Below are 23,337 nucleotides of genomic sequence, written 5' to 3' on the forward strand. Positions count from 1 at the left end.
TAATTTCCTATTATATCATATTTATAACGATTATAAAATTTCTTCAACCCATCTTAAAAAAGTACTTTGAGCAATACCTAATGCTCTGGCTGCTTGTCTAGAAGATATTTCATTTTCTTGCCATTTATTTCTGATATCCCAAAAATTCTCTGGTACATCTTTACGTGGTCTACCAAAAACAACACCTCTTTGTCTAGCTGCACAAATCCCTTCTTTTTGTCGTTGTTTGATGTTTTCTCTTTCAATTTGAGCAACATAAGCCAGGATTTGAAGAACCATATCAGCAATAAAAACACCGGTTAGATCATTTTCATTTTTTTGCCTCGTATCTAATAATGGCATATCCAAAACAACAATATCTGCCTGTTTTATTTTTGTAATGATTCGCCATTGATTTTGTATTTCATCATAATTTCTACCTAATCTATCAATAGATAAAATCATAAGCACATCTCCTTTTTTCAATTTTTTCATTAATCGTTTATACTGTGGTCGATTAAAACTCTTTCCACTGATTTTATCCACATATATATTTTTGTGACAAATATCATATTGTTTTAATGCCATCAATTGACGATCTTCACATTGATCCTTAGATGATACTCTTATATACCCATAATTCATATTATCTCCTCCTTCACATTATGAGTTAAATAACAGTATACAAAAAAGATAGAAATCTTTGATTAATGTCACGTCAAAGTAACACTTCAAAAGCAAAACATCATTTTTGTGACTTACTTAAATATATTCTTGAATAAAAACATCCCCCATAAACCAAAACTTATCTCATATTAAAAAAAAGACAAGAATCATCTTGCCCAATGGAGTCAACTTAGTAAGTTGGCTCTTTTTTATTTTTTTGGAAATAAAAGAGTGTCTTTTTTTACTTGTAGTTAAGTATAATTATCTATTTATTATCTTATTTCCTTTACTTTTGTTGTATAATGTAGTTAAGAAAGAAGGTGCTTCTATGTTCGTTAGAGTTATCAAAAATAATAAGGGTAAGAAAAATACCTGTTTTTGCGCACTCGTTGAATCCTATCGTGATTCTTCTGGCGTTCCTAAACATCGTGTCCTTATCAACTTTGGGCAGGTTGATGAGGAATCCGTTCCTTTTCTGAAGGCTGCTTTCGCCAAGAAAAAGCCTCGTCTTGTCTATGATGATGAATAATGTAGTTAAGTCTTCTCAGCTGGCTGCTATCTTCAGTGAGTTTAATGCTATCATTCATTCTGATATCACAAACAGACTCTGTCGCAAGAGAACACAGGACTTTACCAGAAATAGAAATATGAATTTCTATTCGCTCATCTATTACTTCATCTTCAGAAACAGAACCACAACCAATGCTGAACTCTCTCATTTTTATTCTTCCATAGATCGATTTGAGAAGAGAATAAGCAAGCAGGCTCTCAACAAGGCCATTAGAAAGCTGAATCCAAATGTTTTTCATATCTCATCAATCGATTTTCAGCCATCTATTATACATCGTCGCTCCCTAAAAATATAGAGGATATTTCCTGATTGCAGAAGATGGGACCTATATGGAAATCCCATACAATGTCTATAATATCTATGATTTTCATTTTGTGGAGAATCAACATATCATTGACATGTTCGATGTCAAAAAAGTCCAGTCCAAGGCCGGAGGACTCTATGATGTCCTTAATGGTCTGTTTATAGATTTTTCCCTTAGGCCTGCACCATATTCAGAATTGCCTCTTGCGTTTTCTCATCTCTATCGAAGTCAAAGTATATTCAAGGGAAAGGATGTCATTTATCTTGCTGACAGATATTATGGATCAGCCGAAATCATATCCCACCTTGAGTGTATTGATTATCATTATATCATCAGAGGAAAAAGCAATTTCTATAAGAAGCAGGTTGCGCTCATGAAATCTGATGATGAATGGATTGAGGTGGAAATTGATGAAAAATGGAGAAGGAGATTCCGATTTTCACCTGAAGCCATGGAATTGAGAGAAAATAATCCAGTCATGAAAATCAGGGTCATTAAAAGAAGAATTGAATATATCAACAATCATGGAGAGGCGTGTCAGAAAGAGCTTATTTTCTTTACCAACCTAGGAGAGGAATTCTCTGCTCAGGAAATCATTGAGCTATATACATATAGATGGGATATCGAAGTTTCATACAAGACACTCAAAACAGGCCAGGAGATAGAAAGGCATATAAGCAGTGATGGTGATGTTGCACGAAATGATATATATGCAAAGGTACTGTTTCATAATATTGCAGGAATCATGAGAAAAGAGTTGAACCGTTCACTTGAAATGAAAGAGTCAAATAGACAGTATGTTGTCAACATAGCACAGCTACATGAAATCATACATGATGTCAACATTCTGCTTTCAATGATCAATGGTAAAAAAAGACAGCTAAAAAAGAAGATAGAACAGATAGAGAAGATGCTAGACATAAAAAAAGGACAAAATAAATTTTGTCCATGGCGATTAATCATCTTTGATGATTATCGCTTTTTTGTATTGTATAATCATCTTAGGTGATGTTCTTATGATTGATCTCTCTACTCCTGATACTCTTTTATACGATTCTGCTGTCTTATCTTCTTATATAAGAAAGAATACTAAAGAATCTTTTGGTTATATTTTTTTTGATAATATCGATTATATTACTAAGCTTTACAATGACAATAGAATGCGTGATGTGACTTATAAGAATATTCTCGATACTATCCTCTGTGGTTCCGTCTATCTTGGTTTTGATACGTATGAATGTCCTGACTGCGGTTTTGAAACGACCATCCCTCATACCTGCAAATCCAGGTTCTGCTCTAAGTGTGCCGCTAAATCAGCTAAACAGCGTTCCATTTCCATCTCTGCCATGACTTTCTCCTGCAAGCATCGCCATATCGTTTTTACTGTCGCCCAAGAGCTCCGTGATTATTTCATCAGAGATCGTTCTCTCCTCGACCTTTTATTCATCGCTTCCAGAAATACCATCAGCGCTCTTGCCAACGATGCTAAATTCAGAAAAAACAAAAGACTCGAAAAACACAGAAAGCTCCGAAAATCCTCTTCCCCCTATCTCTATAAGGATACAAAGGATAATGTTGTTTTTGGTGCCATCTCTACCCTTCATACTTTTGGCAGACCCCTTGAATTCAATCCTCATATCCACATGCTTGTCTGTCAGGATGCCCTCAATCTCAGGAAGGACTGCATCAAAAGCCTTGCCTATATGGATTTCAATAAGCTCAGAAAAACCTGGATGTTTCAGATCCTTGACCTTCTTGACAGGAAAATCAACACAAGACAATTCCATGCACTTAAAAATTACCTTTATAAAAACTATCCCGACGGTTTCTATGTCTATGCCAAAGAACCAAAAAAAGACCAGAGCGAAGATGATGTTGATGATACCGTCGCATATATAACACGCTATACCAACAGACCTGTCATGGCAGAAAGCAGAATTGTAGAATATAATGACACGACCAAAATGATTCATTGGTTCTATAATCGTCATGAGGATGACAAAAGAATCGATGTCACTGAAAGAGTTGAGAGATTCATCCAAAAAGTCATCAGACACTGTCCGGATGAAAACTTCAAGATGACTCGCTACTATGGATTCTATTCCAACAGGTCGACCAGACATTACAATAGAATGGCTGAGCTTCTGGCTCATAAGCAGAAAAAGGAAACACAGTACAAGAAGGAAAGACAGGCCATCGCAAAAATTCAAATCCAGAAGACACATTTCCGTTATTTTATGATACAATCATTTCAGAGGGATCCCATCAAATGCAGATGTGGAATGATCATGAATTATGCTGAAACATATAATCCCTTTGAAGGAGGACGGAAGAATGACATCCCGTACAAAGAAAGATGCATCTACACATCAAAATATCTCAGAAGTCAAACCATTAACGCCAGAAGAAGTTGATGAAATGCTTCTCCATGATGACACATATGAGTCAGATAAGGTACTTATGAAATGTGACAGATGCGGATGTGAAATGGAACTTGACGGATACATATTAAGTGAAATAGCGGAGGCTGATGGAGATGATGAACTGTCATGCATCTGCATGAAATGTGGAAAAGGAACAATGCACCAGGTCAAGAAATGATATATCTGGTTACGTTTTTGCATGCAGAAAAATAGAGTAATGCTGGTGCATTACTTTTTATTTTGCTTATTGTTAATATTTGCTTTAAGCATTTATCAGCCATACGAAACCAAATTCCTATAATAAAATAAAAGTGCCTGTTCGCCCAAACAGGCACTACCAACGATGGGGACGAGTCATGATTTCACCACCAAGCTATCGCTTCAGACTTGATGGAAGAAACAATCCAAAAGTCAGACGATACAAATCAGCGCTCATGACAATATCCCCGTAGTTAAGAATACAATTATATTGTATCATAAATTTAATGGGATAAAATTTTAAAAAACGAAAAAAATCAACAGGGGCTTTATGCGCTTTTTTTGCATAATAATAAAGAGTACATATAGTCATACCACAAGAATTACAGAAATAAAAAAAGAGTCACCTAGTCTAATATACTAAGTTGACTCCATTGGACAAGAATCATCTTGCCTTTAAAATCATATTTTATATCTGTAATTATATTCTTGTGCAATTAAACTTGCGATAAATTGTAACTGATAAGGATGACTTCCTTGATCCTGTAAAGATTGGAAAGTTAAAACTTCATCAACAAAATAGGGATAGTTTTCTTGAACACTTGTAATCATCCATATTTTAGGAGCTTCTAATCTCTTTTGTAAAACTCTCAAATTTTCATATTCAAAATAGGAACCTGTATAAGAAAAGATAATAATTAAATCATTTTCATCTGCATTTAAAATATAATCCATTTGTTGGAAATAAGATACATAAGATTCAACTTGTTTTCCTGTCATTAATAAATCTGTCTGTAGATTCATGGCAGCTGTTTGTGCCTTTAATAAGCCAAAAATACCAACTCTTTGATATTGATATAAATCTTGACACAAAGAAATAAGTTGTTTGAGATTTAATGATGATTCTACCATTTGTATGCTTTCATAGATTTTCTGCCCATAATCTCTTACTCTCACTTGCAAAGAATCAGACTGTGACTGTTCTTCAAAATAGAAATTGGGATCTGCCAATAATTCTTTGAGCTGTGCAAAATCTTTTAAACCAATTTCCTTACAAAAGCGAGAAATAGAACTCATCGCCACATGACAACGTTTTGCTAAATCTTGAATACCAATATTTTGCATTTCATCAATATGCTCTAAAATATAGGTTGCTATTTGATGATTGGTTGAATCTTTTTTCTCACTTGTTAAAACACTTAAAAACACAACCGGTAACTTTCCATAAATCATCCTTAATCACTCACTTTCTTTATCTTCCTCCAGCAAAATTATACATCAATCTCTCCTTCATTTCACTTGTATCTTGACCTAATGCTTCAATGATTTGAAAAGCAAAAGGATAAGGTGTCGCTGGTCCTTGACTTGTGATTATATTTTGATCATAAACAACAACATCATTTAAGAATAGACCACCTTTTAACTTTTCTTCATAACCTGTATATCCTGTAACTTTTTTACCTTCAATGACTTTAGCATCAGATAGAACGATTGTACCTGAACACATAGCTGCTAAAATTTTATGATGTTGATTAAAATATTGAACCATTTGAATCACATCTTCATTATTTCTTAAGTTTTCTCCACCTGGTCTACCTCCTGGTAAAACAAGGACATCATAATCTTTGATTTCATCACCAAACTGCTGATCTGCTTTGATCATCATATGATGCATTCCTTCCACAAATTCATTATCAAAATAAAATGTATGACATTCTATATTGGCTCTCCTTAATAAGTCAACAATCGTAAGGGTTTCTCCTTCTTCATATCCCTTCGCCATCAATACAGCAACACGCTTCATATGACTCGTCCTCCTTTACATCAAAAGCATTGAAATAAACCATACGTTTTTTCACTGCCAAAGAATCTCCACCTAATAAATCAACCAGTTTATAAGCAAAAGCATAGGCTGTTGCCGGTCCTCGACTTGTTACAATTTGACCATCAATAACAACCTTATCTTCTAAATAATGTCCTTGATGTATCTTTTGATCATAACCTTGATATGCTGTAAAGTTTCTTCCTTCTAATAATCCAGCTCTTTCTAATACAATCGGAGCTGCACACATAGCACAAATATATTTTCCTTTTTCATTCATTTGATGCAATAAATCCATCATCAAATCACTATCACGCATAGCTCTCGATCCACCATAACCTCCTGGTAAAACAATCATATCATAATCAAGAACTCTTTCACTTAAAACATCATCACACGCAACTTCTATATCATGTCCTCCTTGAACAACCTTGTCAAATCCAAACATATCACATTGGATATGTGCTCTACGCATAATATCGACAATTGTGAGTGTTTCTCCTTCTTCAAATCCCGGTGCTACAACAACTGCTACCTTTTTCATACCCATCATCTTCCTTTCTTGCCTGTATCATAAACTGTTTCATCACTTTCAACAATGTATTTCCTAAATTAGGAAATGAAAATAAAAAAAGAAAATCATTTCAAATTTTCTTTCCTTCATAATTCATATTATTTAATGCATAATGAATACCATCATGATTATTATCCAATGTCGCATATTTGACTTGTTTTTTGATTTCTTTTGGTGCATTTCCCATTGCCCATCCATATCCTACCTCTAACAACATATCTAAATCATTATACTGATCTCCAAATGCTACTGCTTTTTGAATAGGAATATTCCATAATTGACATAATTGTTTAACAGCTTGTGCTTTATTAATTCCTTGTTCCATGATTTCAATAAGTATATCGGATGATTTAACGATTGTCAGTTGTGGAAAATCTTTTTTTAATTGCTTTTCAACTATTAATGTCTGATTGGGACGACAGATACATAATATTTTATGAACAACTGGTAATGACAACAAATCATCTAAAGAAGCCTCTTGAGATTGAGCTTTTACAATGTTTTCTTCTCTTTGAATCTTTTCATCTTGGCGATTTTGAACATACCATTGATCAAAAGAATATACACACCATGTTATATTCATGGCATTTAACTTCTGAATAATTAACATAGCTAGTGGTGTCTTCATCCCTTTTTCATAGAGTATATGTCGATACTCATCCATAATAAGTGCTCCACTATAGGCAATGAGATGAGATTTGAAATGATTTTCTTCCATGATTGGAAAAATACCTGAAGGACTACGTGCTGATACAATCACAAATGGAATTTGTTTATTATGTAGCCAAATAATAGATTGTTGTGTTAATGGTGTCATTTGATGTTGATCATTCAACAAAGTTCCATCAACATCACTGAATACAATTTGATACATTTTATTCTCCTTATTGAAAGAGGATTGTTTTGACAACAATCCTCTTATGATTTCATTATATTAAGTATTTTACGAACATTATCATATCCATTTTTATATCCCAATCCAACAAGTATACATGATAGGATGCTTAATATCATGAATATAACACTTATGACTTGTACAAATGGATGAATGGATGATCCAAACAAAACAAAGACAAGAGAAATAGAGGAAAATATGATAAGGTTTCTTAACCATTTTTTTAAATGATTGAGCATTTTTGTTTGATATTGTACTTCTGCTATATAAGCTTCTTTGCGTTTGGTATCCATGACACTGTCCTCCTTTTAATATTGTAAACCTGGATTAAAGAATCCAACTAATACACCAACTAAGGCAATCACAACAAGTAATAACATAACTTTGATTGGTGACATTTTTCTTTTTGCTAGTAAATACCAGCAAAGCATAACAAATGCAGCTGTTAAAAATCCTGGATAAACACTATCTAATGTTTTTTGTAAATTCAAGTATGGTTCTGTTGCTCCTTTAGCTATTAAAGTAAAACTTGTTTGCACTGATACCCAAGTAGCTGCAACAGCTCCAATAACAATTCCACCTAACATTGTTATAGATTCTCTTAAAGCCTCTCCTTGAGGTCCTACTAAGAAATCAACAGCTTTACCACCTAATTCATAACCTTTGAAATATAAGAATTTCATTCCAAAGTAAGCAAATAAATTCCAAACAATAATATAGAAGATAGCTCCTAATGGTGAACCCCCATTAGACATTCCTAGTGCTACACCTAATAAAATAGGAATGACTGTTCCAACGACTAATGAATCTCCAATTCCTGCTAAAGGTCCCATTAACCCAGCACGTAATCCATTAATTGTTTCATCATCTACATCTTCACCATTGGCACGGGCTTCTTCTAACCCTGCTGTCATACCAACAATGACTGAACCAATCTGTGGTTCTGTATTAAAGAAAGCTGTATAAGTTTGTGAACCGCCCCTGTCAAGTAGACAGGTGAAATAATTAAAAATGTTTTTGATGAAGTTGCCGAGGAGACAACTTCATTTTTCTTTATGCAGCTAATGTTGTATTACTTGTATAATGTTCTTGTTTATATTTTATGATTCTTTTATTTTCTAATATTGGATATTGATTTGGTGTTTGTAATGATAGTGCTTCTCTTCTCACTTCATATGGTGTCTTTACTCCAAATCTTCTTTGATATCTTTCATACATGTAATAATGAATCCAATCATCAATAGCCTTAATAAGTTCGTCCTTTGTGTTGTAATGTTTTCCATAATAATACATCTCACATTTCATGATTCCCCAAAAGCCTTCCATTGGTCCATTATCTATGCAGCAGTGAACTCTTGACATGCTTTGTGTCATTCCCTGCTCTTTAAGCATATTTACAAAGGCTGGACTTGTGTATTGATATCCTCCATCCGAATGACATAAAGGATGTGCATCTTTATTAGCTTGAATTGCTTTATCAAATGTATTAAAAACAAGAATATTATTATTGTGATTACCAACTTCATAACTGACGACTGTTCTATCATAGAGATCAAGAAATGCACTCAAATAAAGCTTATATTCATTATGTGGGCCATATTTGAATTCTGTGACATCAGTTACCCATTTTTCATTTGGTCTTGATGCATTGAAATCTCTATTAAGATTATTCTTAGCTGTGTTGTTATTTTTTCTAACTGTACAACTTCTTCGTTTAGGTCGAATGATGCTTTGAATACCTAATGTCCTCATGATCTTATAGATACGTTTGTCACTATAATGTCTATGATGATCTCTATTTATTCTATCAGCCATCATTCTATAACCTAATAATCCGTTATATTTTTATGATATTCTTTGATCAGCTCAGCTATCTCTTCATTTTCCTTGTCTACAATACTCTTTTCATGATGAAGCCATTTATAATAGTTTGCACGTTTGACATCAAGTATTCTACACATAAGTGATATATTTGGTGTGTTTCCTTTATCTACTTCTTCTTCGCTAATTTCTTTGATTGCTTCATATTCTTCTTCATATTTGCTTTCTCTGTATATCGCCTTCTTTCTATCTCGTCCAATTTTTTTAACATTCTTACCTCCAATAGTGCCATTTCAAGTTCATATTCCTTTTGTTTGAGCTGTCGTTTTAATAAAGTCATTTCATCAACTTCTTCATCAGCTTTATGATGTCCACGTCTATCACCTAAACCATCTTCGCCTTTTTCCTTATACTTCTTGACCCAATTAAAGACATTAGCGTAAGTTGTTTCAAATACCTTAGCTGTTGTCTTATAGTCCAAATCATGTTCAAGACAATACTTTACAATTTCAATACGTTCTTCTTTATTTACTTTTCTGCTTTTCGCCATATAGATATCTTCTCCTCCAGGAATGTAATCCTTCAATTCCATATGACTATTATAATCTTTTATCCACTTTATGATAGTGCTATTAGAAGAAATATTATATTTTATTGCCAGATCATCTAATGAACCTTCGCCGTTTAAATAAGCATCTACAACCATCCGTTTAAATGTTTTAGTATATGCATTATTTGATTTTAAATCATCAAAAGCTGATTCACCAAAAGCATTGTATTTTTTAACCCATCTATAAACAACCATATTATTTGTGCCGATTTCATCAGCTAATGAATAAGTAGAACCTTCACCATTCAAATAACGTTTACATATTTCTATTTTTAGTTCTTTAGAATATTTGCTTTTTCTTCCCAATATAAAAACCTCCCGTATCAGTGTTTAATTATTTACACTGTCTACTAGGAGGTTATCATATCATTGCATAGCTTTTGCTTTATCTTGTTTTTGATTATACAATTCATTAACAATTGGAAGCATAGAACAAAGATATCCAAAAGTCTGCATATGTTCTTGTGAGAAACATGTTAAGTTTCCATAATACCAATTATGAAATGACTTTGTCAGAGTCTTTTTTGTTAATTTCTTTTCCATCTTAAATATCCTCCTCGTCATCATCATCAACATTTGAATTGACTGCTGGTTTATTGATTGTCAACATTTTAATACGATAATTAATTAATGCAAACATACCAGCAATCACAGTTGCAGATACAAGGTTAATTCCTAATGCAGCTGCTAAAGTAAAACCAAAGAAGAATGGAATGAAGTCAACTGCTTTTGTGGCAATCTGTTTTAATAAAATCGCAATTCCGACACATGGAAGTAATGAACCAACTGTAAATAATGTCATCATTGCTATTCCATCCATTGGTAAGTAATTTTTAATTAACTCTACCATTGGTGCTCCCATTTTACACATAATTAAAGTTGGAATAAATGAGCAAAGAATATGTGAAATCCAAGGCAATCCCATATTGACAACATATAATTTATTGAATTCACCTTTTTCAACGGCACGCCATCCAATATGTTGCCAAACAAGGTTAATTGTTGCTGTTCCATAGAATAAGACAGTTCCTAAAGTTCCAACCATTGTTCCAAATGAAGTTGCCATTGCTTGTCCATCTGCACTTCCAGCATCTAAACCATAACTCTTTAAAGCAATCATAGCTAATGGAATACCAATGTAACTTACGGCACGTACATCTGCTGAAACAGTACCACCCGGTGTCACCAAAGCAATATATACAACTTGCATTGCAACCCCAACTAAAATACCTGAATAAATATCCCCTAAAATAATACCACAGACTAAACCACCAATTAATGGTCTACCTAATGTGTAGTTCCCAATTGATGTTCCACCTAAACCAGGCATACTTGATAAACATGCAAATAAACCTAATAAGGCAGCTTGTAACCAACTAATTTCCATAAATGAAACCTCCCCTTTTTAATAACCGAACTTTCCTTTAAAATCATCCCATGTTCCTATAGAAACATCTGGCAATAAAGCAAATTTAATTTTATATCCTGCTTTTGCAATTTTTTCAAAAGCATCAGCTTCTTCTTGTGTAATAGATTGATTATTTCCTAATTTCACAGCTCCTTCACGATCATTACAAGGACCTACAATGACTGTATCAACACCACACTGAAACCCTTGATCCACTAATATTTTACACATATCTACAGGATTTTTTGTAATCAAGAAATAACGTGTATCACTATCTAATACTTTTTGTGCTTTCTTTTGAAAATCTTCTAAAGTCCAGACAAATGTTTTCTTTCCACTGGCAGCTTTATAGGCCGCTTTTAACACATCATTTTTAGCTGCTTTATCATTTACAGCAATTAAACCATCACAAGGATATTCACGAGCCCAACGTGTACATGTTTGACCATGAATCATACGATCATCAATACGAATAAATGAAACTGACATTTTTCTTTCCTCCTTTAAATATCTTCATCTTCATCATTTTCAATTTTCAATTCTCTTAATGCTGTAGTTGCTTCATTCAAGATTTGCACAACAAGATCATTTGTTGACATTGTATCTTTCATCAAAACAGTTGTAAGAGCTAATGGTAAATTCATACCTCCAATGATTGTACAATGGAGTCCTTTTTCACTTACAACATTCATAGCTGTTGTAAGTGGTGATCCACCAATTAAATCACCTAATAAAATTATTTCATCATCTTGACAAATCGGGTTTATGATATTTGAAAATTCTTCTGCAAATTCATCAGCACTTTTACCATTTTGTAACCCTAATGCTAAAACATCTTCACGTTGCCCTGCTAACATAGAAAGAGCATCTTTCAATCCTTCAGCAAACTGTCCATGACTTACCATTATTAAATATTTCACCTTTTTCCCCTCCTTCATTTGACACTATCATTGTATCAATGATAAGGTTCTATTCCATCTGTCTATTGTCATATTTTCATCATGACAGATGATAGGAAATCAGTATGACAAATGTCACAATACAAAAAAAGCCAAGAATCCTTGACTTTATCATTATCTTATTCTCTTAAGTATTCATTGATTTCATTTTGTAAAGAAATCAATGATAAATCTAAATCTTCATTGTTTTGAATCATTTGATTGATTTGATTATTCATAGTTACAATTGCAGAATTATATTTTCTAAACTGACTTTGACTCATAGCATTTTCCATAACATCATTCAACAAATCCAAATTCACTTGTGTATCTTCCAAAATATCACTATTTAATAAACTTTCTACATCATCGGACTGAATAACTGTTTTTAAAGATGAAATACCTTGCGAATACTGAAAAAGCGTGTTTTGTGTCTGCGTATCATAAGTTAATAGTTTTAAAAATTCCCAAGCTTCTTGTATGTGAGATGTTCTTGAAGAAATCCCCATCAACAGCGATGAAACCTCACTACTATTATTTTCATCTGCTCCGGGCATTTGAATACAATCCCATTCAAATTGTGAATATTTTTTAACACGATAAGGATAAGGTTTGTATGTTCTATATTCAGCAAAGGACATAGGTGCAAAAGCGACTTTGCCCATATCAAAATCTTGTGATGTGACAGTGTACCCCTGATTAAGATTATATATTTTTTGTACAAATGAAATAGCATTTTTAACATCTTTTTGATTTAAATAACAAAATTCTCCATTTTCATCAAATAAATTGACCTTATGGCTATAAACAGAATCTAACCAATCATAATTATAACAACCATATTGATCTATTTGTCCATCATTATTTGTATCTTTTGTCACCTGTTGACAAATCGTATAGAAATCATCCAATGTCCAATCATTATCTGGAAGATGAATATGTTCTTTTTTTAATAACGTTTGATTAACAAACATTAACGTTGGATTACTTTCATAAGGCAATGCATATTGATGATTATGATATTGTCCAGAATATAAAACACTGGCATAATAATTCTCAATATGAAATTGCTGATCTTTCTGTATCAAACTATCTAAATTTTTTAATGCCCCTAACGCACTTAAAGTATTAAAATCTTCTCCCAGAATCATAAAGACATCTGGTTCTTCCCCTTTTAAATATTTAGCTGAAAGCCATTCTGAATAATCTTCTTTTAAAATTCCACTCTCATATTCAATTTGAACCATTGGATATTCTTTTTCATACCTTTCAATGGCCTGATCAATAATTTTATAACAATCTCCATTCGGAACATCCCAATTACTCCCTGCAAAAACACCAATCGTAAGAGTGAGCTGACGTGGACGATAAATAATCAAAATAAAACATGCAATCATCACAAGGATGCAAATTATCTTTTTCTTATTCATCATGAAAATCCTTTGTTGTTATACCGGTTTGTACAGCCCATATGGCTAATTGTGTACGATCTCTTAGATTGAGTTTTGATAAAATAGAGCTTAGATAATTTCTAATTGTTCCTTCAGAAAGATATAATTTTTGAGCTATTTCTTTATTAGACAATCCAAAGGCCACTTGTTGAATAACACGCCATTCTGGATGACTAATATCTTTTATCGAACTTTCATCTACTTGGACAGCATAGTTATTTTGAGTCATCTTTGAAAACATACTAAAGACTTTTGTCGCAATATCCGGATTAATCATGGCACCACCACTATTGACTGTAATAATTGCTTGATACAGTTCATCCATTCCTACACCTTTTAAAAGATATCCACTCGCTCCATATTTTAATGCACTAAAAACAAAGTCATCATCATCAAAAGTTGTTAAAATAATAATCTTTATATGGGGATATTGTTCTTTAACAATCTTCGTACAATGAACACCATCCATTCCAGGCATTCGTATATCCATCAAAATAACATCCACTGCTTCACGTTCTAAAATATGTAAAACATCTGATCCATCTCCTGCTACTCCCACAACTTGTATATCATCATGTGTTCCTAAAATAATCTTTAATGACTCTCTAATAAGTTCCTGATCATCTGCAATAACAACTTTAATCATGCTTATCCCTCTCCTTTCTTGGTAATGTCACTTCTGTTAAAAATCCTTGATGTCCATCAAAATGAACTTCTCCATTAATCATCGCTAAGCGCTCTTTCATCTGCGTTAAACCAAAACCAAAATGAACATCATCACACCCTATACCATTATCTTTTATTTTCAGATGCAAAAAGTTTTTATCATAATGCATATTAATTTTAACCTCAGTGGCATGTCCATGTCTTAAAGCATTCGTAATTGACTCTTGTATAATACGAAAAATAATATCTTCATCTGTTTTCTCTAAGTCAATATCTTCCAGCTGATAATCTAATTCAATTGTTAAATCACTGACACTTGAAAATTCTGCAATCATACGTTCAAGTGCCTCTTTAAAGCCATGTTCTTCTAAAGCTCCAGGACGTAACTTATTTAAAGAATTTCTCACATCTGTTATTCCTTGTCTAACAACTTTAGAAATCACTTGAAGCTGTTGCTTTGTAGCTGTAGGATTTTGATCAATCATCGCAATACAGGCATCCACTCCTGCTGCTATGCCCGTTAATGCATGACCTAAAGTATCATGAATTTCTCTTGCTAGACGTTTTCGTTCTTTGTTTTCCCCAATTTTTTCAGTAATAGCTGCATAATTTTGAAGTTCTTTGTTGACTTGATTCACCATATCTAATTCTTCTGAAATATATTGATTTTGTCGCATTTCATCGGCAAGATAAACAATCATAAATGCAATAAACAAGATAATATTGAGCATCTCTAAACATGAAGTAATAATCATAAGAATACCATTGACTTGTGAACCATATATCTGAAAATATTCAAACATATTGGTCATAGGTACAAATATAGAAAAAACATCATAACTAGATATGATATACACAATAATCAATACACCTAATAATCCTTTAGAATATTTTTCTTGTTTTAGGTTAAAAATAGAATCACAGAAGATGAGGAATAAAACACCATTATAGGACATGTATAAAAAATAAATCAAAAGAAAACCAATCAAAACTTCTAAAAAACTATAAAAAACATTCATTTTATATGAAACTTTTGTTGTATTTCTATTATATATAACAAAAATTAAAACTGCATATAATGATATAGAACCCAAAAAAGTAACGAGTGGGTGTTGTGGAAGATGTGTGATACGATCTAAAAATTCTCTGGCATATTGTATTTGTACAATATATTGTGTTGTCATTAAAATCAACATACTATAAAAAAGAATAATAACAAAATTTAATATACTAAGGGAATGACGTAATATAGATAGAACTTGTTGATAAGAATATTTCATTATTGCCACCCCGTTTGATCATACTTTGTTATGTTATTTTCATTGATTAACTGAACTGGAATAATAATATTTTTTTCAATAGCTTTCCCTCGTAATAATTCATACATCTTTTGTGACGCAATATTGCCAATAGAAATAGGTGATTGTGCAACAGTTCCTGCAACCATCGAATGATTACCAATAAGTGTTTTAATATCTGGTGTCCCATCAACCCCATAAACGATAGTATGATGATATTGATATGCCTGTAAAGCCGCTAATGCTCCTAAAGCACTTGGATCATTTAAAGCCATCACAACATCAACATCTTTATTTTTTTCTAAAATATCTTCCATAATAGGCATGGCTAATTCCAGCTGTCCTTCACATTCTCCCTGATCAATAATTTGATATTGGGAGTATCCTTCAATTGTTTCTAAAAATCCATCTATACGGTCTTTCGCAGACTGGACATTTGTATGTTTTAATAGAACAATATTTGCTGATTTCAATCTTTTCATCATGTCTTTAGCACATTGAACACCTGCATCATAATTATCCGACACAATCGTACAATCAACAAACTGTTCCTGTTCTATAGATGCATCCATAACAATAATAGGTATCCCGGCTTTTTTAGCTGCTTTTAAAGCAGGAGTTACTTTCTTTGAATCTACTGGATTAATAAAAATCCCATCTACATCTTCATCAATAAAATCATAAATTTGTTCAATTTGTTTATCTATATCTAAAGCTGGATCTCTTACAAGAAGCTGATCTCCCCTATTTTCAATTTCCTTTAATAATTCATTGTTGATAACTTCATAAAACGTATTGTTCATTGTCATATATGTTACCCCAAAAAGATAATTCTGTCTTTTAGGAAAATAATCATTATTATAAATAAGAGTACCAATTAACATGACAACGATAAATAAACTCATAACAACAATCTTTTTCTTTCCTATTTGCATCATTTCACCTACTTTGTTTATGTAAAGATATATCTTATTATATACTTTCCATAAAAATTAAGATAGTCTTTCCATAGGTTTATCTATTTCTTTTCAATAAAAAAGCATATTCTTCAATAGAATATACCTTATGATTCATTCATATCTTCATCTAAAGATAAAACTTCTTTTTGATGTCGATGTCTTAAATATTTAGATATTGTTTGATTCTTTAATCGAATTTCAATATGCTTAGCTTTTAAATATCTATTCATAACTAATGCTTCATCATCTCTTAAACAATCTATCCAATGAGAAGCATCTACACTTAAAATAAAACGGACAATGATAACCAATCCCATAACAATGATGGCAAGAATAAAAAAGAGAATACCCAAAGGATAAATATGTTGTTGGATAAAGAAGATACATAACGCTATAAAAAGAGTCGTGATTCCAATAAAAACTTTCATCAAAATATAACCACCTTGAGCCAACAGTTGTCGTATTTCATAATAGAGTTGATAAACTTCTTTGGTATCTTTGATAATATTTTCTAGAATTGTTTCATGACTTTCTCTGATTGCTGTAATAATTTCTGATTCATAATCAAACATTTTCTCATCTCCTGACTTATATATTATATCTTAAGAATATATCTTCGTAAAATAAAAATATCAATAAACACTATCATCAATTAAAAAACATATTTCAACAAGGAATGATATAAAAATATATTCTTTCCCATTTATTTATTTTTTATTCTATTATTCAATCTTTTTTGTATTTGGTCATAAAATAGAAACAAACAAATGTTATCATAAACTCATCAATAAAAATAGAAAAGGAGAAGATGATGCTATGATTAATACTGTAGAAAAAAATGAAGTTGTTCAATTTAAAAATGGAGATTTTGTATTAGATGTTACTATTGATTCCAATAATGAAACAGTATGGCTAAATAGAGAACAATTATCACAATTGTTTGATAGAGATATTAAGACAATAGGAAAACATATTAACAATGCATTAAAGGAAGAATTAGATAATTCAACTATCGCAAAATTTGCGACAGTTCAAAAAGAAGGCAATCGTCAAGTCACTCGACAAATTGAATATTATAATTTAGATATGATAATAAGTATCGGATATAGAGTAAAATCTAAAAATGGTATTCTTTTTAGAAAATGGGCTAATAATATATTAAGAGAATATTTATTAAAAGGATATGTTGTTAATGATAGACACTTTCAAGATATTGAATATGTTACAAGAATGCTTGATCAATACAAAGAAGCAGGTGGTCAATTGCCAAGTAGTGATGCTATGCTAGAGTTTTTAAAAGCCTACCAGAGAGGATTTAAAATATTAGATGATTATGATCATCATTGTTTAGAAGTACCCAAAGGACAAAAAGATATTTATATCATTCAATACGATGAATGTATAAAATAAATCACAATACAATGTTTGCAGATCAGGGAGATCAATTTGCCATTGAAAGAGATGATTCATTTAAAAGTAGTATATCAACCATCTATCAAAGTTTTGGCGGAAATGACTTATATCCAACACTTGAAGATAAAGCCAGTGCATTATTATATTTTATTGTTAAGAATCATAGCTTTATTGATGGAAACAAGAGAATAGGTGCAACGATATTTTTATATTTTTTAGATAAGAACAATGCTTTATATAAAAATGGAATAGAAAGAATCAATAATGATACGCTTGCAACCTTGACTATATTAGTAGCTACTTCAAGACCAGAAGATAAAGATATTATGATGCAACTCATTAAGACAATTATGAAATAAAACTCAGTTATATAACCCAATGTCATCGAATCCAATTTATAGATTTTTTAACTAGGAATGATATTAAAATAATTCCTAGTTTTTATTTCATATAGGCTAAAATAGACTAATACTTATTGAAAGAATCATTTTCATACGGATTTCTACTTTTTCTTTTGATAAAATCATTATCTAAATGAAAACAATGGATGTAAGAATAGAATATTTATAGTTGTTCAAATATATATCAAACAAGTTTACATCTTTCTTTAAAAAAGAAAAAGAGGCGATGTCATGCATCCCTCAAATACCATTAAAATGATATTGTTAAATCAATACAACAATCAAAGCATAAACGATTAATGTAATGACCATATATAAAGAAATAAATGCTGATTGAAAATCTTCATCTTCTTCTGTTTTATTAAGTGGGGATATAATCATAGGAACAGCAAATCCTGTTGGACTCATAAAATAAATCAAAACTGCAATCATATAAATCTGATCTGCCATCATTGATGGAAATAAGATAAAAAATCCTGCAATAATTCCTGCAAACAATACAAATCTTACACACAATAATTTGATAAGTGATGGTAATGCTTCTTTTTGTATTTTTAAATTAAAACCAATAATTAATAAAATCATTCCTACAATAGGACCCGTTGCCTGATTAATTGTATTTGTATAAATATCTATGAGTGGTGTTGTTTGTAAAAAAGTGTAACCCCCTATTAAATTAAGAATTAACCCTAAGGTTACTGCAATCAAAAATGAATTTGTACACATTGTTTTCAATAATTCTTTAAAACTTGTTTTTCCAGATGTTTCTTTTGCAACCATAATAGGCATCACAACAAAAGCCATTAAGCTTCCTGCAATATCAAAAATAATTGTATTGCTGGCATAACTTAAACCAACGATAGATGTGTATAATGGTAAAGCGACATTCCCACCTTCTGTTGTTGTTAATAAATAGGGTGAAATATGAGCCATTTTTGCTCCTGTAAACTGACTTAACAATTTTCCTAATACCATTGTTAATACAAATGCGATAAAAACATATAATACAATCCAAATTACCGAAACTGATATATTGGCAGTAAATAAGACATTAAAGATCATAATAGGAAATAAAATATTAAATATAATATGGTTGGCTCCCTCTTTTTGTTGGGGTGTAATCCATCCTTTTATTCTTGCAAATACTCCTAAACCAATCATAAAAAATACGGGGAATAATGTTGATAAAGCTGTCATATATTTTCTCCTTTCATTTTGCCTTTATTATATGAATTCACCCAACATATATCAAATACTTATATTTTATATTTTCCTATACTTGTAAGGCATAGCAAATGCGGCTATAATGATAATAGGTGATGAATCATGGAAATAAGAGTCTTAGAATATTTTTTAGCTATCGCAAGAGAAGAAAGCATTTCTAAAGCAGCTGAAGTTTTGCATATTACACAGCCAACTCTTTCAAGACAGATGAAAGAATTAGAAGATGAATTTCAAAAGCAATTATTTATTCGTGGTAATCGCAAAATCACACTCACAAAAGATGGCATCATTCTAAAACAATATGCTCAAGAAATTATCAGTCTTACCCAAAAAGCTGAACGTGAATTATCAAAAAATCAAGAAGAACTTTCTGGTGATATTTATATTGGTGGTGGGGAGAGTGCTTCTATGCGTCTGATTATGCGTGTGATTGCCAGTATGCAAAAAATGCACCCTAAAATTCAATTTCATCTTTTTAGTGGTAATGCTCAAGATGTTGCTGATAAATTGGAGAGTGGATTATTAGATTTTGGTATTTTCTTTGACCCTGTCAATCTTTCTCAATATGATTATTTTACACTACCAGGAAAAGAAGTGATGGGTGTATTAATGAGAAAAGACGATCCTTTATCTCAATATGATGCCATTACACCTGATATGTTAAGAAATCAACCGATTATTTTATCTGATCAGGATATTGTAAAAAATGAAATTGCTGGATGGATTGGTGGTAATGAAAGAAAACTGAATATTAAAGTCACTTACAATTTGATTCATAATTCTGCTTTATTAGTCGAAGAAGGTGGAGGTTATGCTTTAACTTTCAACAATATTATTTCCACTGATGAAAATAGTTTACTATGCTTTAAACCTCTTTCTCCACAATTAGAGGATGGTATTCATATTGCATGGAAAAAATATCATCTTTTTTCTAAACAAGCTGAAAGATTTTTAGAACTATTGAAGGAAGAAATCAGTTAATATTGACATCTAAGCTTCATGAAGGTAAGGTTTCATGCCTTACCTTCATTATTTATATTTCCTCTCCATTTGTTTCAATAACTTTTTTATACCAAGTAAATGAATCTTTCTTATATCTTGACAAATCCCCTGTTCCATCATCATTTCTATCTACATAAATAAATCCATATCTTTTGTAAAATTGTCCTGTCCCCGCTGATACTATATCAATAGGTCCCCAACTTGTATATCCTATTAAAGGTACCCCTTCATCAATAGCCTCACTCATAGCCTGTATATGTGCTCTAAAATATTCAATACGATAATCATCATGAATACTACCATCTTTTTCTATTTTATCTACAGCTCCAAATCCATTTTCAACTATCATAATCGGTATATGAGGATAACGACTTGCAACAGCTTTTAGTGTGTATTTTAAGCCTAGAGGATCAATCTGCCATCCCCATTCACTTGCTTTAAGATAAGGATTTTTAACACCTCCAACAAGATTGCCACCAATATGCTCAGCATGAGGATCTGCGCTTACACAATTAGAAATATAGTAAGACATAGTATAAAAATCAATAGTTCCTTTCTTCAAAATATCTAAATCAGTTTCTAGAATATAAGATAAATCTATTTGATGATTTTTTAAATAAGCTATCATATAATTTGGATATTCTCCTCTTATCTGTACATCTGCACAAAAATCATTGAACAATGCATCTTTTTGTTGCCACGCTAAAATATCTTGAGGATGACATGTATGAGGATACCATGTGATATGACTAATCATATTGCCAATCATCAAATTTTTATTTATACGATGTCCTTCAATCACTGCTAATGCACTGGCAACAAGTTGATGATGCAAAGCTGTATAACGTTGTTGAGGGTTATCTTTCAATTCATCAAACGAACATGGTTGTTCTCTTTGTAAATCTTCTTTTGTCATATAACCAAGTCCCATTAGACTAGCAAGAGGATCTCCCATTGTTCCAGCATTAATCTCATTAAAAGTCAACCAATATTTCACTTTATGTTGATATCTTTGAAAGCATGTTTTCGCATATCTTATAAAGAAATCAATAACTTCTCTTGAATAAAATCCTTGATATTTTTCAACAAGATGCCAAGGCATCTCATAATGAGATAAAGTCACCATTGGTTGAATACCATATTTTAAACATTCATCAAAAACATTTTCATAAAACTGGAGTCCTGCTTCATTAGGTTCTAAATCATCCCCATGAGGATAAATTCTTCCCCAATTGATAGATAGTCTTAAAATCTTAAATCCCATCTCAGAAAATAATTTAATATCTTCTTTATAGTGATGATAAAAATCAATCGCTTCATGGCTTGGATAAAACTTTCCTTCTTGAATAATCTTACAAATTGTTCGTGGTGTATTTTGATCACCACCCAAAATCATATCTGGTACACATAATCCCTTACCATCTTCTAAATAAGCACCTTCGCATTGATTAGCTGCAAGTGCCCCACCCCATAAAAATCCTTCTGGAAAACTCATATTTTCTACCTGGTATATTATAATTGACTCATTTATCAGTCATTAAAATATACCTTTTCCTTTCTATCAACTTTATTAATACGTAGTTGATGACGTTTAGGTTTATATGTAAAATTGAAATATGTGTTTGTGGATTTGTATTTTTCCGTGTGGCTTTGACTACTTCAAGGAGGTTTGGACCACTCACTTATTCCTCAATAACGATGAGTTAGATGAGTCTTTGAATTCGCATTTTGAACCAGGTTTTATGGTCTAAGTGTTGTGGGTACCACTTCACATGAAATTTATTTGAAAGGATGGTTTTTATGAAATTAGTTGGTATTGATATTGGAAAGCACAAGCATTTCGTCAGTATCGTTGACAAGTTGACTGGTGAAATTATTCTTCAGCCTGTCGCTTTCTCTAATAATGCTCAGGGTTTTGAATTCCTTATCTCTCAGATCGCTCTCTATCCTGTTGATAGCGTTCTTATCGGTATGGAAGATACTGGTCATTATCATTTCGCTTTATTGCGCTTTCTTTTACAGAAGAACTACAGCGTCGCTTTGATCAATCCTAAAACTACCGATCTCAATCGTAGAATGGATGGTGGCATCACTAAAAACGATAAACTTGATACTCTTAATATATGCGATATATTAAGCTCAAACAAACTCAAGAAACCTTATCGTTTGACGTCATCTAAGAAATTTGACCTTTATGAACAGAAGCAGCTGACTAGGTTGCATCATTCCCTCAAGGAACAGATTAATGTTCTTTCCAATCGTCTGCAGAAATGCATAGATCTTGTTTTCCCTGAATATAACGCACTTTTTAAATCCAAGTATGGAAAAGTCTATATGTCTATTCTTAAACAGTTTGGCAGTGCAAAGGCCATTGCACAGGCTGACATCAGAACTTTACGCAAATGCTTTGATATTACCGGCAGAGGCAATCGCATTTCTCTGACTGCTGAAAAGCTAAAGGAAAGTGCAAAAACATCTGTTGGCATTTCTTCGTTGGCAGATGAAATGCAGATCAAGCATTTGATAGCTCATATCGAACTGCTTAACGATCAGCTCAAAGAAATAGATAAAAAATAGAAGAGTTTTCCACTGACTTAAACTCTCCTATCATCTCCGTACCAGGAATTTCGCATTTCTCTGGTACATCAATTCTAGCAGAATATGGAGATATTTTCAACTATTCTAAGCCTTCAAAGATAATAAAGGCAGCGGGT

Annotated in this window: 27 protein-coding genes and 2 pseudogenes; 7 read left to right on the top strand and 22 right to left on the bottom strand. The window is 32.0% G+C overall.

The annotated features are described in order from the left end of the window. Positions 1 to 30 precede the first annotated feature (30 nt). Both KEC48_RS10435 and KEC48_RS10440 read right to left on the bottom strand, forming a co-directional pair. On the bottom strand, positions 31 to 624 hold the full coding sequence (locus KEC48_RS10435; RefSeq protein ID WP_087357307.1) for a recombinase family protein: 594 nt from the start codon (positions 622 to 624) through the stop codon (positions 31 to 33). Between the two features lie 458 nt (positions 625 to 1,082). Further along, positions 1,083 to 1,364, bottom strand: a complete 282-nt coding sequence (locus tag KEC48_RS10440) for a hypothetical protein (protein ID WP_087298203.1) — start codon at positions 1,362 to 1,364, stop codon at positions 1,083 to 1,085. Between the two features lie 181 nt (positions 1,365 to 1,545). Here KEC48_RS10440 and KEC48_RS10445 point away from each other — a divergent pair, with 181 nt between their 5' ends. From KEC48_RS10445 to KEC48_RS10455, 3 genes are read left to right on the top strand one after another with little or no spacing between them, the layout of a single operon-like run. Then, positions 1,546 to 2,529 carry a transposase gene (locus tag KEC48_RS10445; protein ID WP_211962172.1) on the top strand — a complete coding sequence of 328 codons (984 nt, stop codon included), beginning with the start codon at positions 1,546 to 1,548 and terminating at the stop codon, positions 2,527 to 2,529. Between the two features lie 7 nt (positions 2,530 to 2,536). Beyond that, positions 2,537 to 3,934: a transposase gene (locus KEC48_RS10450; protein WP_211962173.1), complete on the top strand. Its 1,398-nt coding sequence runs from the start codon at positions 2,537 to 2,539 to the stop codon at positions 3,932 to 3,934. Continuing rightward, positions 3,855 to 4,121 carry a hypothetical protein gene (locus KEC48_RS10455; RefSeq protein WP_087936652.1) on the top strand — a complete coding sequence of 89 codons (267 nt, stop codon included), beginning with the start codon at positions 3,855 to 3,857 and terminating at the stop codon, positions 4,119 to 4,121. The genes KEC48_RS10450 and KEC48_RS10455 overlap by 80 nt, the downstream gene beginning before the upstream one ends. Positions 4,122 to 4,603: 482 nt before the next feature. Here KEC48_RS10455 and KEC48_RS10460 read toward each other — a convergent pair whose 3' ends face one another. From KEC48_RS10460 to KEC48_RS10540, 18 genes and pseudogenes are all read right to left on the bottom strand, one after another. Then, on the bottom strand, positions 4,604 to 5,374 hold the full coding sequence (locus KEC48_RS10460) for a MurR/RpiR family transcriptional regulator (RefSeq protein WP_211962174.1): 771 nt from the start codon (positions 5,372 to 5,374) through the stop codon (positions 4,604 to 4,606). 19 nt (positions 5,375 to 5,393) lie between these two features. Then, positions 5,394 to 5,945 (bottom strand): DJ-1 family glyoxalase III, encoded by a 552-nt coding sequence (locus KEC48_RS10465; protein WP_211962175.1) that lies wholly within the window; start codon positions 5,943 to 5,945, stop codon positions 5,394 to 5,396. Beyond that, positions 5,908 to 6,507 carry a DJ-1 family glyoxalase III gene (locus KEC48_RS10470; RefSeq protein WP_211962176.1) on the bottom strand — a complete coding sequence of 200 codons (600 nt, stop codon included), beginning with the start codon at positions 6,505 to 6,507 and terminating at the stop codon, positions 5,908 to 5,910. The genes KEC48_RS10465 and KEC48_RS10470 overlap by 38 nt, the downstream gene beginning before the upstream one ends. A gap of 100 nt (positions 6,508 to 6,607) precedes the next feature. Beyond that, the gene (locus KEC48_RS10475) at positions 6,608 to 7,411 is read right to left on the bottom strand and encodes a Cof-type HAD-IIB family hydrolase (RefSeq protein ID WP_211962177.1); all 804 of its coding nucleotides are present in this window, start codon (positions 7,409 to 7,411) and stop codon (positions 6,608 to 6,610) included. A 44-nt stretch (positions 7,412 to 7,455) separates the two neighbouring features. Further along, positions 7,456 to 7,725, bottom strand: coding sequence for a hypothetical protein (locus KEC48_RS10480; RefSeq protein WP_087357303.1), 270 nt, complete (start codon positions 7,723 to 7,725; stop codon positions 7,456 to 7,458). Positions 7,726 to 7,740: 15 nt separating this feature from the next. Further along, positions 7,741 to 8,403 (bottom strand): annotated as a pseudogene (locus KEC48_RS10485) (PTS system mannose/fructose/sorbose family transporter subunit IID); the annotation flags it as partial. Between the two features lie 82 nt (positions 8,404 to 8,485). Next, complete coding sequence (locus tag KEC48_RS10490; RefSeq protein WP_211962178.1) at positions 8,486 to 9,247, bottom strand: IS3 family transposase; 762 nt, start codon at positions 9,245 to 9,247, stop codon at positions 8,486 to 8,488. Between the two features lie 11 nt (positions 9,248 to 9,258). After that, positions 9,259 to 9,393 carry a hypothetical protein gene (locus KEC48_RS16355; protein ID WP_283092188.1) on the bottom strand — a complete coding sequence of 45 codons (135 nt, stop codon included), beginning with the start codon at positions 9,391 to 9,393 and terminating at the stop codon, positions 9,259 to 9,261. A 29-nt stretch (positions 9,394 to 9,422) separates the two neighbouring features. After that, positions 9,423 to 10,169 (bottom strand): helix-turn-helix domain-containing protein, encoded by a 747-nt coding sequence (locus KEC48_RS10495; RefSeq protein ID WP_211962179.1) that lies wholly within the window; start codon positions 10,167 to 10,169, stop codon positions 9,423 to 9,425. A 63-nt stretch (positions 10,170 to 10,232) separates the two neighbouring features. Next, positions 10,233 to 10,406 (bottom strand): annotated as a pseudogene (locus KEC48_RS10500) (PTS system mannose/fructose/sorbose family transporter subunit IID); the annotation flags it as partial. A gap of 1 nt (position 10,407) precedes the next feature. Beyond that, positions 10,408 to 11,250 carry a PTS sugar transporter subunit IIC gene (locus KEC48_RS10505; protein WP_087357301.1) on the bottom strand — a complete coding sequence of 281 codons (843 nt, stop codon included), beginning with the start codon at positions 11,248 to 11,250 and terminating at the stop codon, positions 10,408 to 10,410. 18 nt (positions 11,251 to 11,268) lie between these two features. Then, positions 11,269 to 11,760, bottom strand: coding sequence for a PTS sugar transporter subunit IIB (locus tag KEC48_RS10510; protein ID WP_211962181.1), 492 nt, complete (start codon positions 11,758 to 11,760; stop codon positions 11,269 to 11,271). Between the two features lie 14 nt (positions 11,761 to 11,774). After that, positions 11,775 to 12,191: a PTS fructose transporter subunit IIA gene (locus KEC48_RS10515; RefSeq protein ID WP_211962182.1), complete on the bottom strand. Its 417-nt coding sequence runs from the start codon at positions 12,189 to 12,191 to the stop codon at positions 11,775 to 11,777. A gap of 158 nt (positions 12,192 to 12,349) precedes the next feature. Beyond that, on the bottom strand, positions 12,350 to 13,606 hold the full coding sequence (locus KEC48_RS10520; protein ID WP_249191350.1) for an extracellular solute-binding protein: 1,257 nt from the start codon (positions 13,604 to 13,606) through the stop codon (positions 12,350 to 12,352). Positions 13,607 to 13,631: 25 nt separating this feature from the next. Next, positions 13,632 to 14,306: a response regulator transcription factor gene (locus tag KEC48_RS10525; protein ID WP_087357297.1), complete on the bottom strand. Its 675-nt coding sequence runs from the start codon at positions 14,304 to 14,306 to the stop codon at positions 13,632 to 13,634. Continuing rightward, on the bottom strand, positions 14,299 to 15,606 hold the full coding sequence (locus KEC48_RS10530) for a sensor histidine kinase (protein WP_087357296.1): 1,308 nt from the start codon (positions 15,604 to 15,606) through the stop codon (positions 14,299 to 14,301). Before KEC48_RS10530 ends, KEC48_RS10525 begins: the two co-directional genes overlap by 8 nt. Then, a complete protein-coding gene (locus tag KEC48_RS10535) occupies positions 15,606 to 16,559 on the bottom strand; it encodes a sugar ABC transporter substrate-binding protein (RefSeq protein WP_205089873.1) in 954 nt (317 codons plus the stop codon). The genes KEC48_RS10530 and KEC48_RS10535 overlap by 1 nt, the downstream gene beginning before the upstream one ends. A 128-nt stretch (positions 16,560 to 16,687) precedes the next feature. Next, complete coding sequence (locus KEC48_RS10540; RefSeq protein ID WP_211962184.1) at positions 16,688 to 17,155, bottom strand: hypothetical protein; 468 nt, start codon at positions 17,153 to 17,155, stop codon at positions 16,688 to 16,690. Between the two features lie 244 nt (positions 17,156 to 17,399). Between KEC48_RS10540 and rhuM the strand changes: the two genes are divergently transcribed. After that, positions 17,400 to 17,993 carry a RhuM family protein gene (gene rhuM / locus KEC48_RS16225; RefSeq protein WP_249191351.1) on the top strand — a complete coding sequence of 198 codons (594 nt, stop codon included), beginning with the start codon at positions 17,400 to 17,402 and terminating at the stop codon, positions 17,991 to 17,993. An 11-nt stretch (positions 17,994 to 18,004) separates the two neighbouring features. Then, positions 18,005 to 18,355, top strand: coding sequence for a Fic family protein (locus KEC48_RS16230; RefSeq protein WP_249191352.1), 351 nt, complete (start codon positions 18,005 to 18,007; stop codon positions 18,353 to 18,355). 306 nt (positions 18,356 to 18,661) lie between these two features. Here KEC48_RS16230 and KEC48_RS10550 read toward each other — a convergent pair whose 3' ends face one another. Beyond that, on the bottom strand, positions 18,662 to 19,594 hold the full coding sequence (locus KEC48_RS10550) for an AEC family transporter (RefSeq protein WP_205089846.1): 933 nt from the start codon (positions 19,592 to 19,594) through the stop codon (positions 18,662 to 18,664). Between the two features lie 129 nt (positions 19,595 to 19,723). On the opposite strand from KEC48_RS10550, the gene KEC48_RS10555 reads away from it, so the two are divergent. Further along, positions 19,724 to 20,602 (top strand): LysR family transcriptional regulator, encoded by an 879-nt coding sequence (locus KEC48_RS10555; RefSeq protein ID WP_211962185.1) that lies wholly within the window; start codon positions 19,724 to 19,726, stop codon positions 20,600 to 20,602. A gap of 52 nt (positions 20,603 to 20,654) precedes the next feature. Here KEC48_RS10555 and KEC48_RS10560 read toward each other — a convergent pair whose 3' ends face one another. After that, a complete protein-coding gene (locus tag KEC48_RS10560) occupies positions 20,655 to 22,118 on the bottom strand; it encodes a family 1 glycosylhydrolase (RefSeq protein ID WP_205089843.1) in 1,464 nt (487 codons plus the stop codon). Between the two features lie 305 nt (positions 22,119 to 22,423). Between KEC48_RS10560 and KEC48_RS10565 the strand changes: the two genes are divergently transcribed. Then, positions 22,424 to 23,200 (top strand): transposase, encoded by a 777-nt coding sequence (locus KEC48_RS10565; protein WP_211962005.1) that lies wholly within the window; start codon positions 22,424 to 22,426, stop codon positions 23,198 to 23,200. The last annotated feature ends 137 nt before the right edge of the window (positions 23,201 to 23,337 follow it).

This window comes from Clostridium sp. C1 (assembly GCF_018223625.1).
Classification (GTDB): domain Bacteria; phylum Bacillota_I; class Bacilli_A; order Erysipelotrichales; family Coprobacillaceae; genus Allocoprobacillus.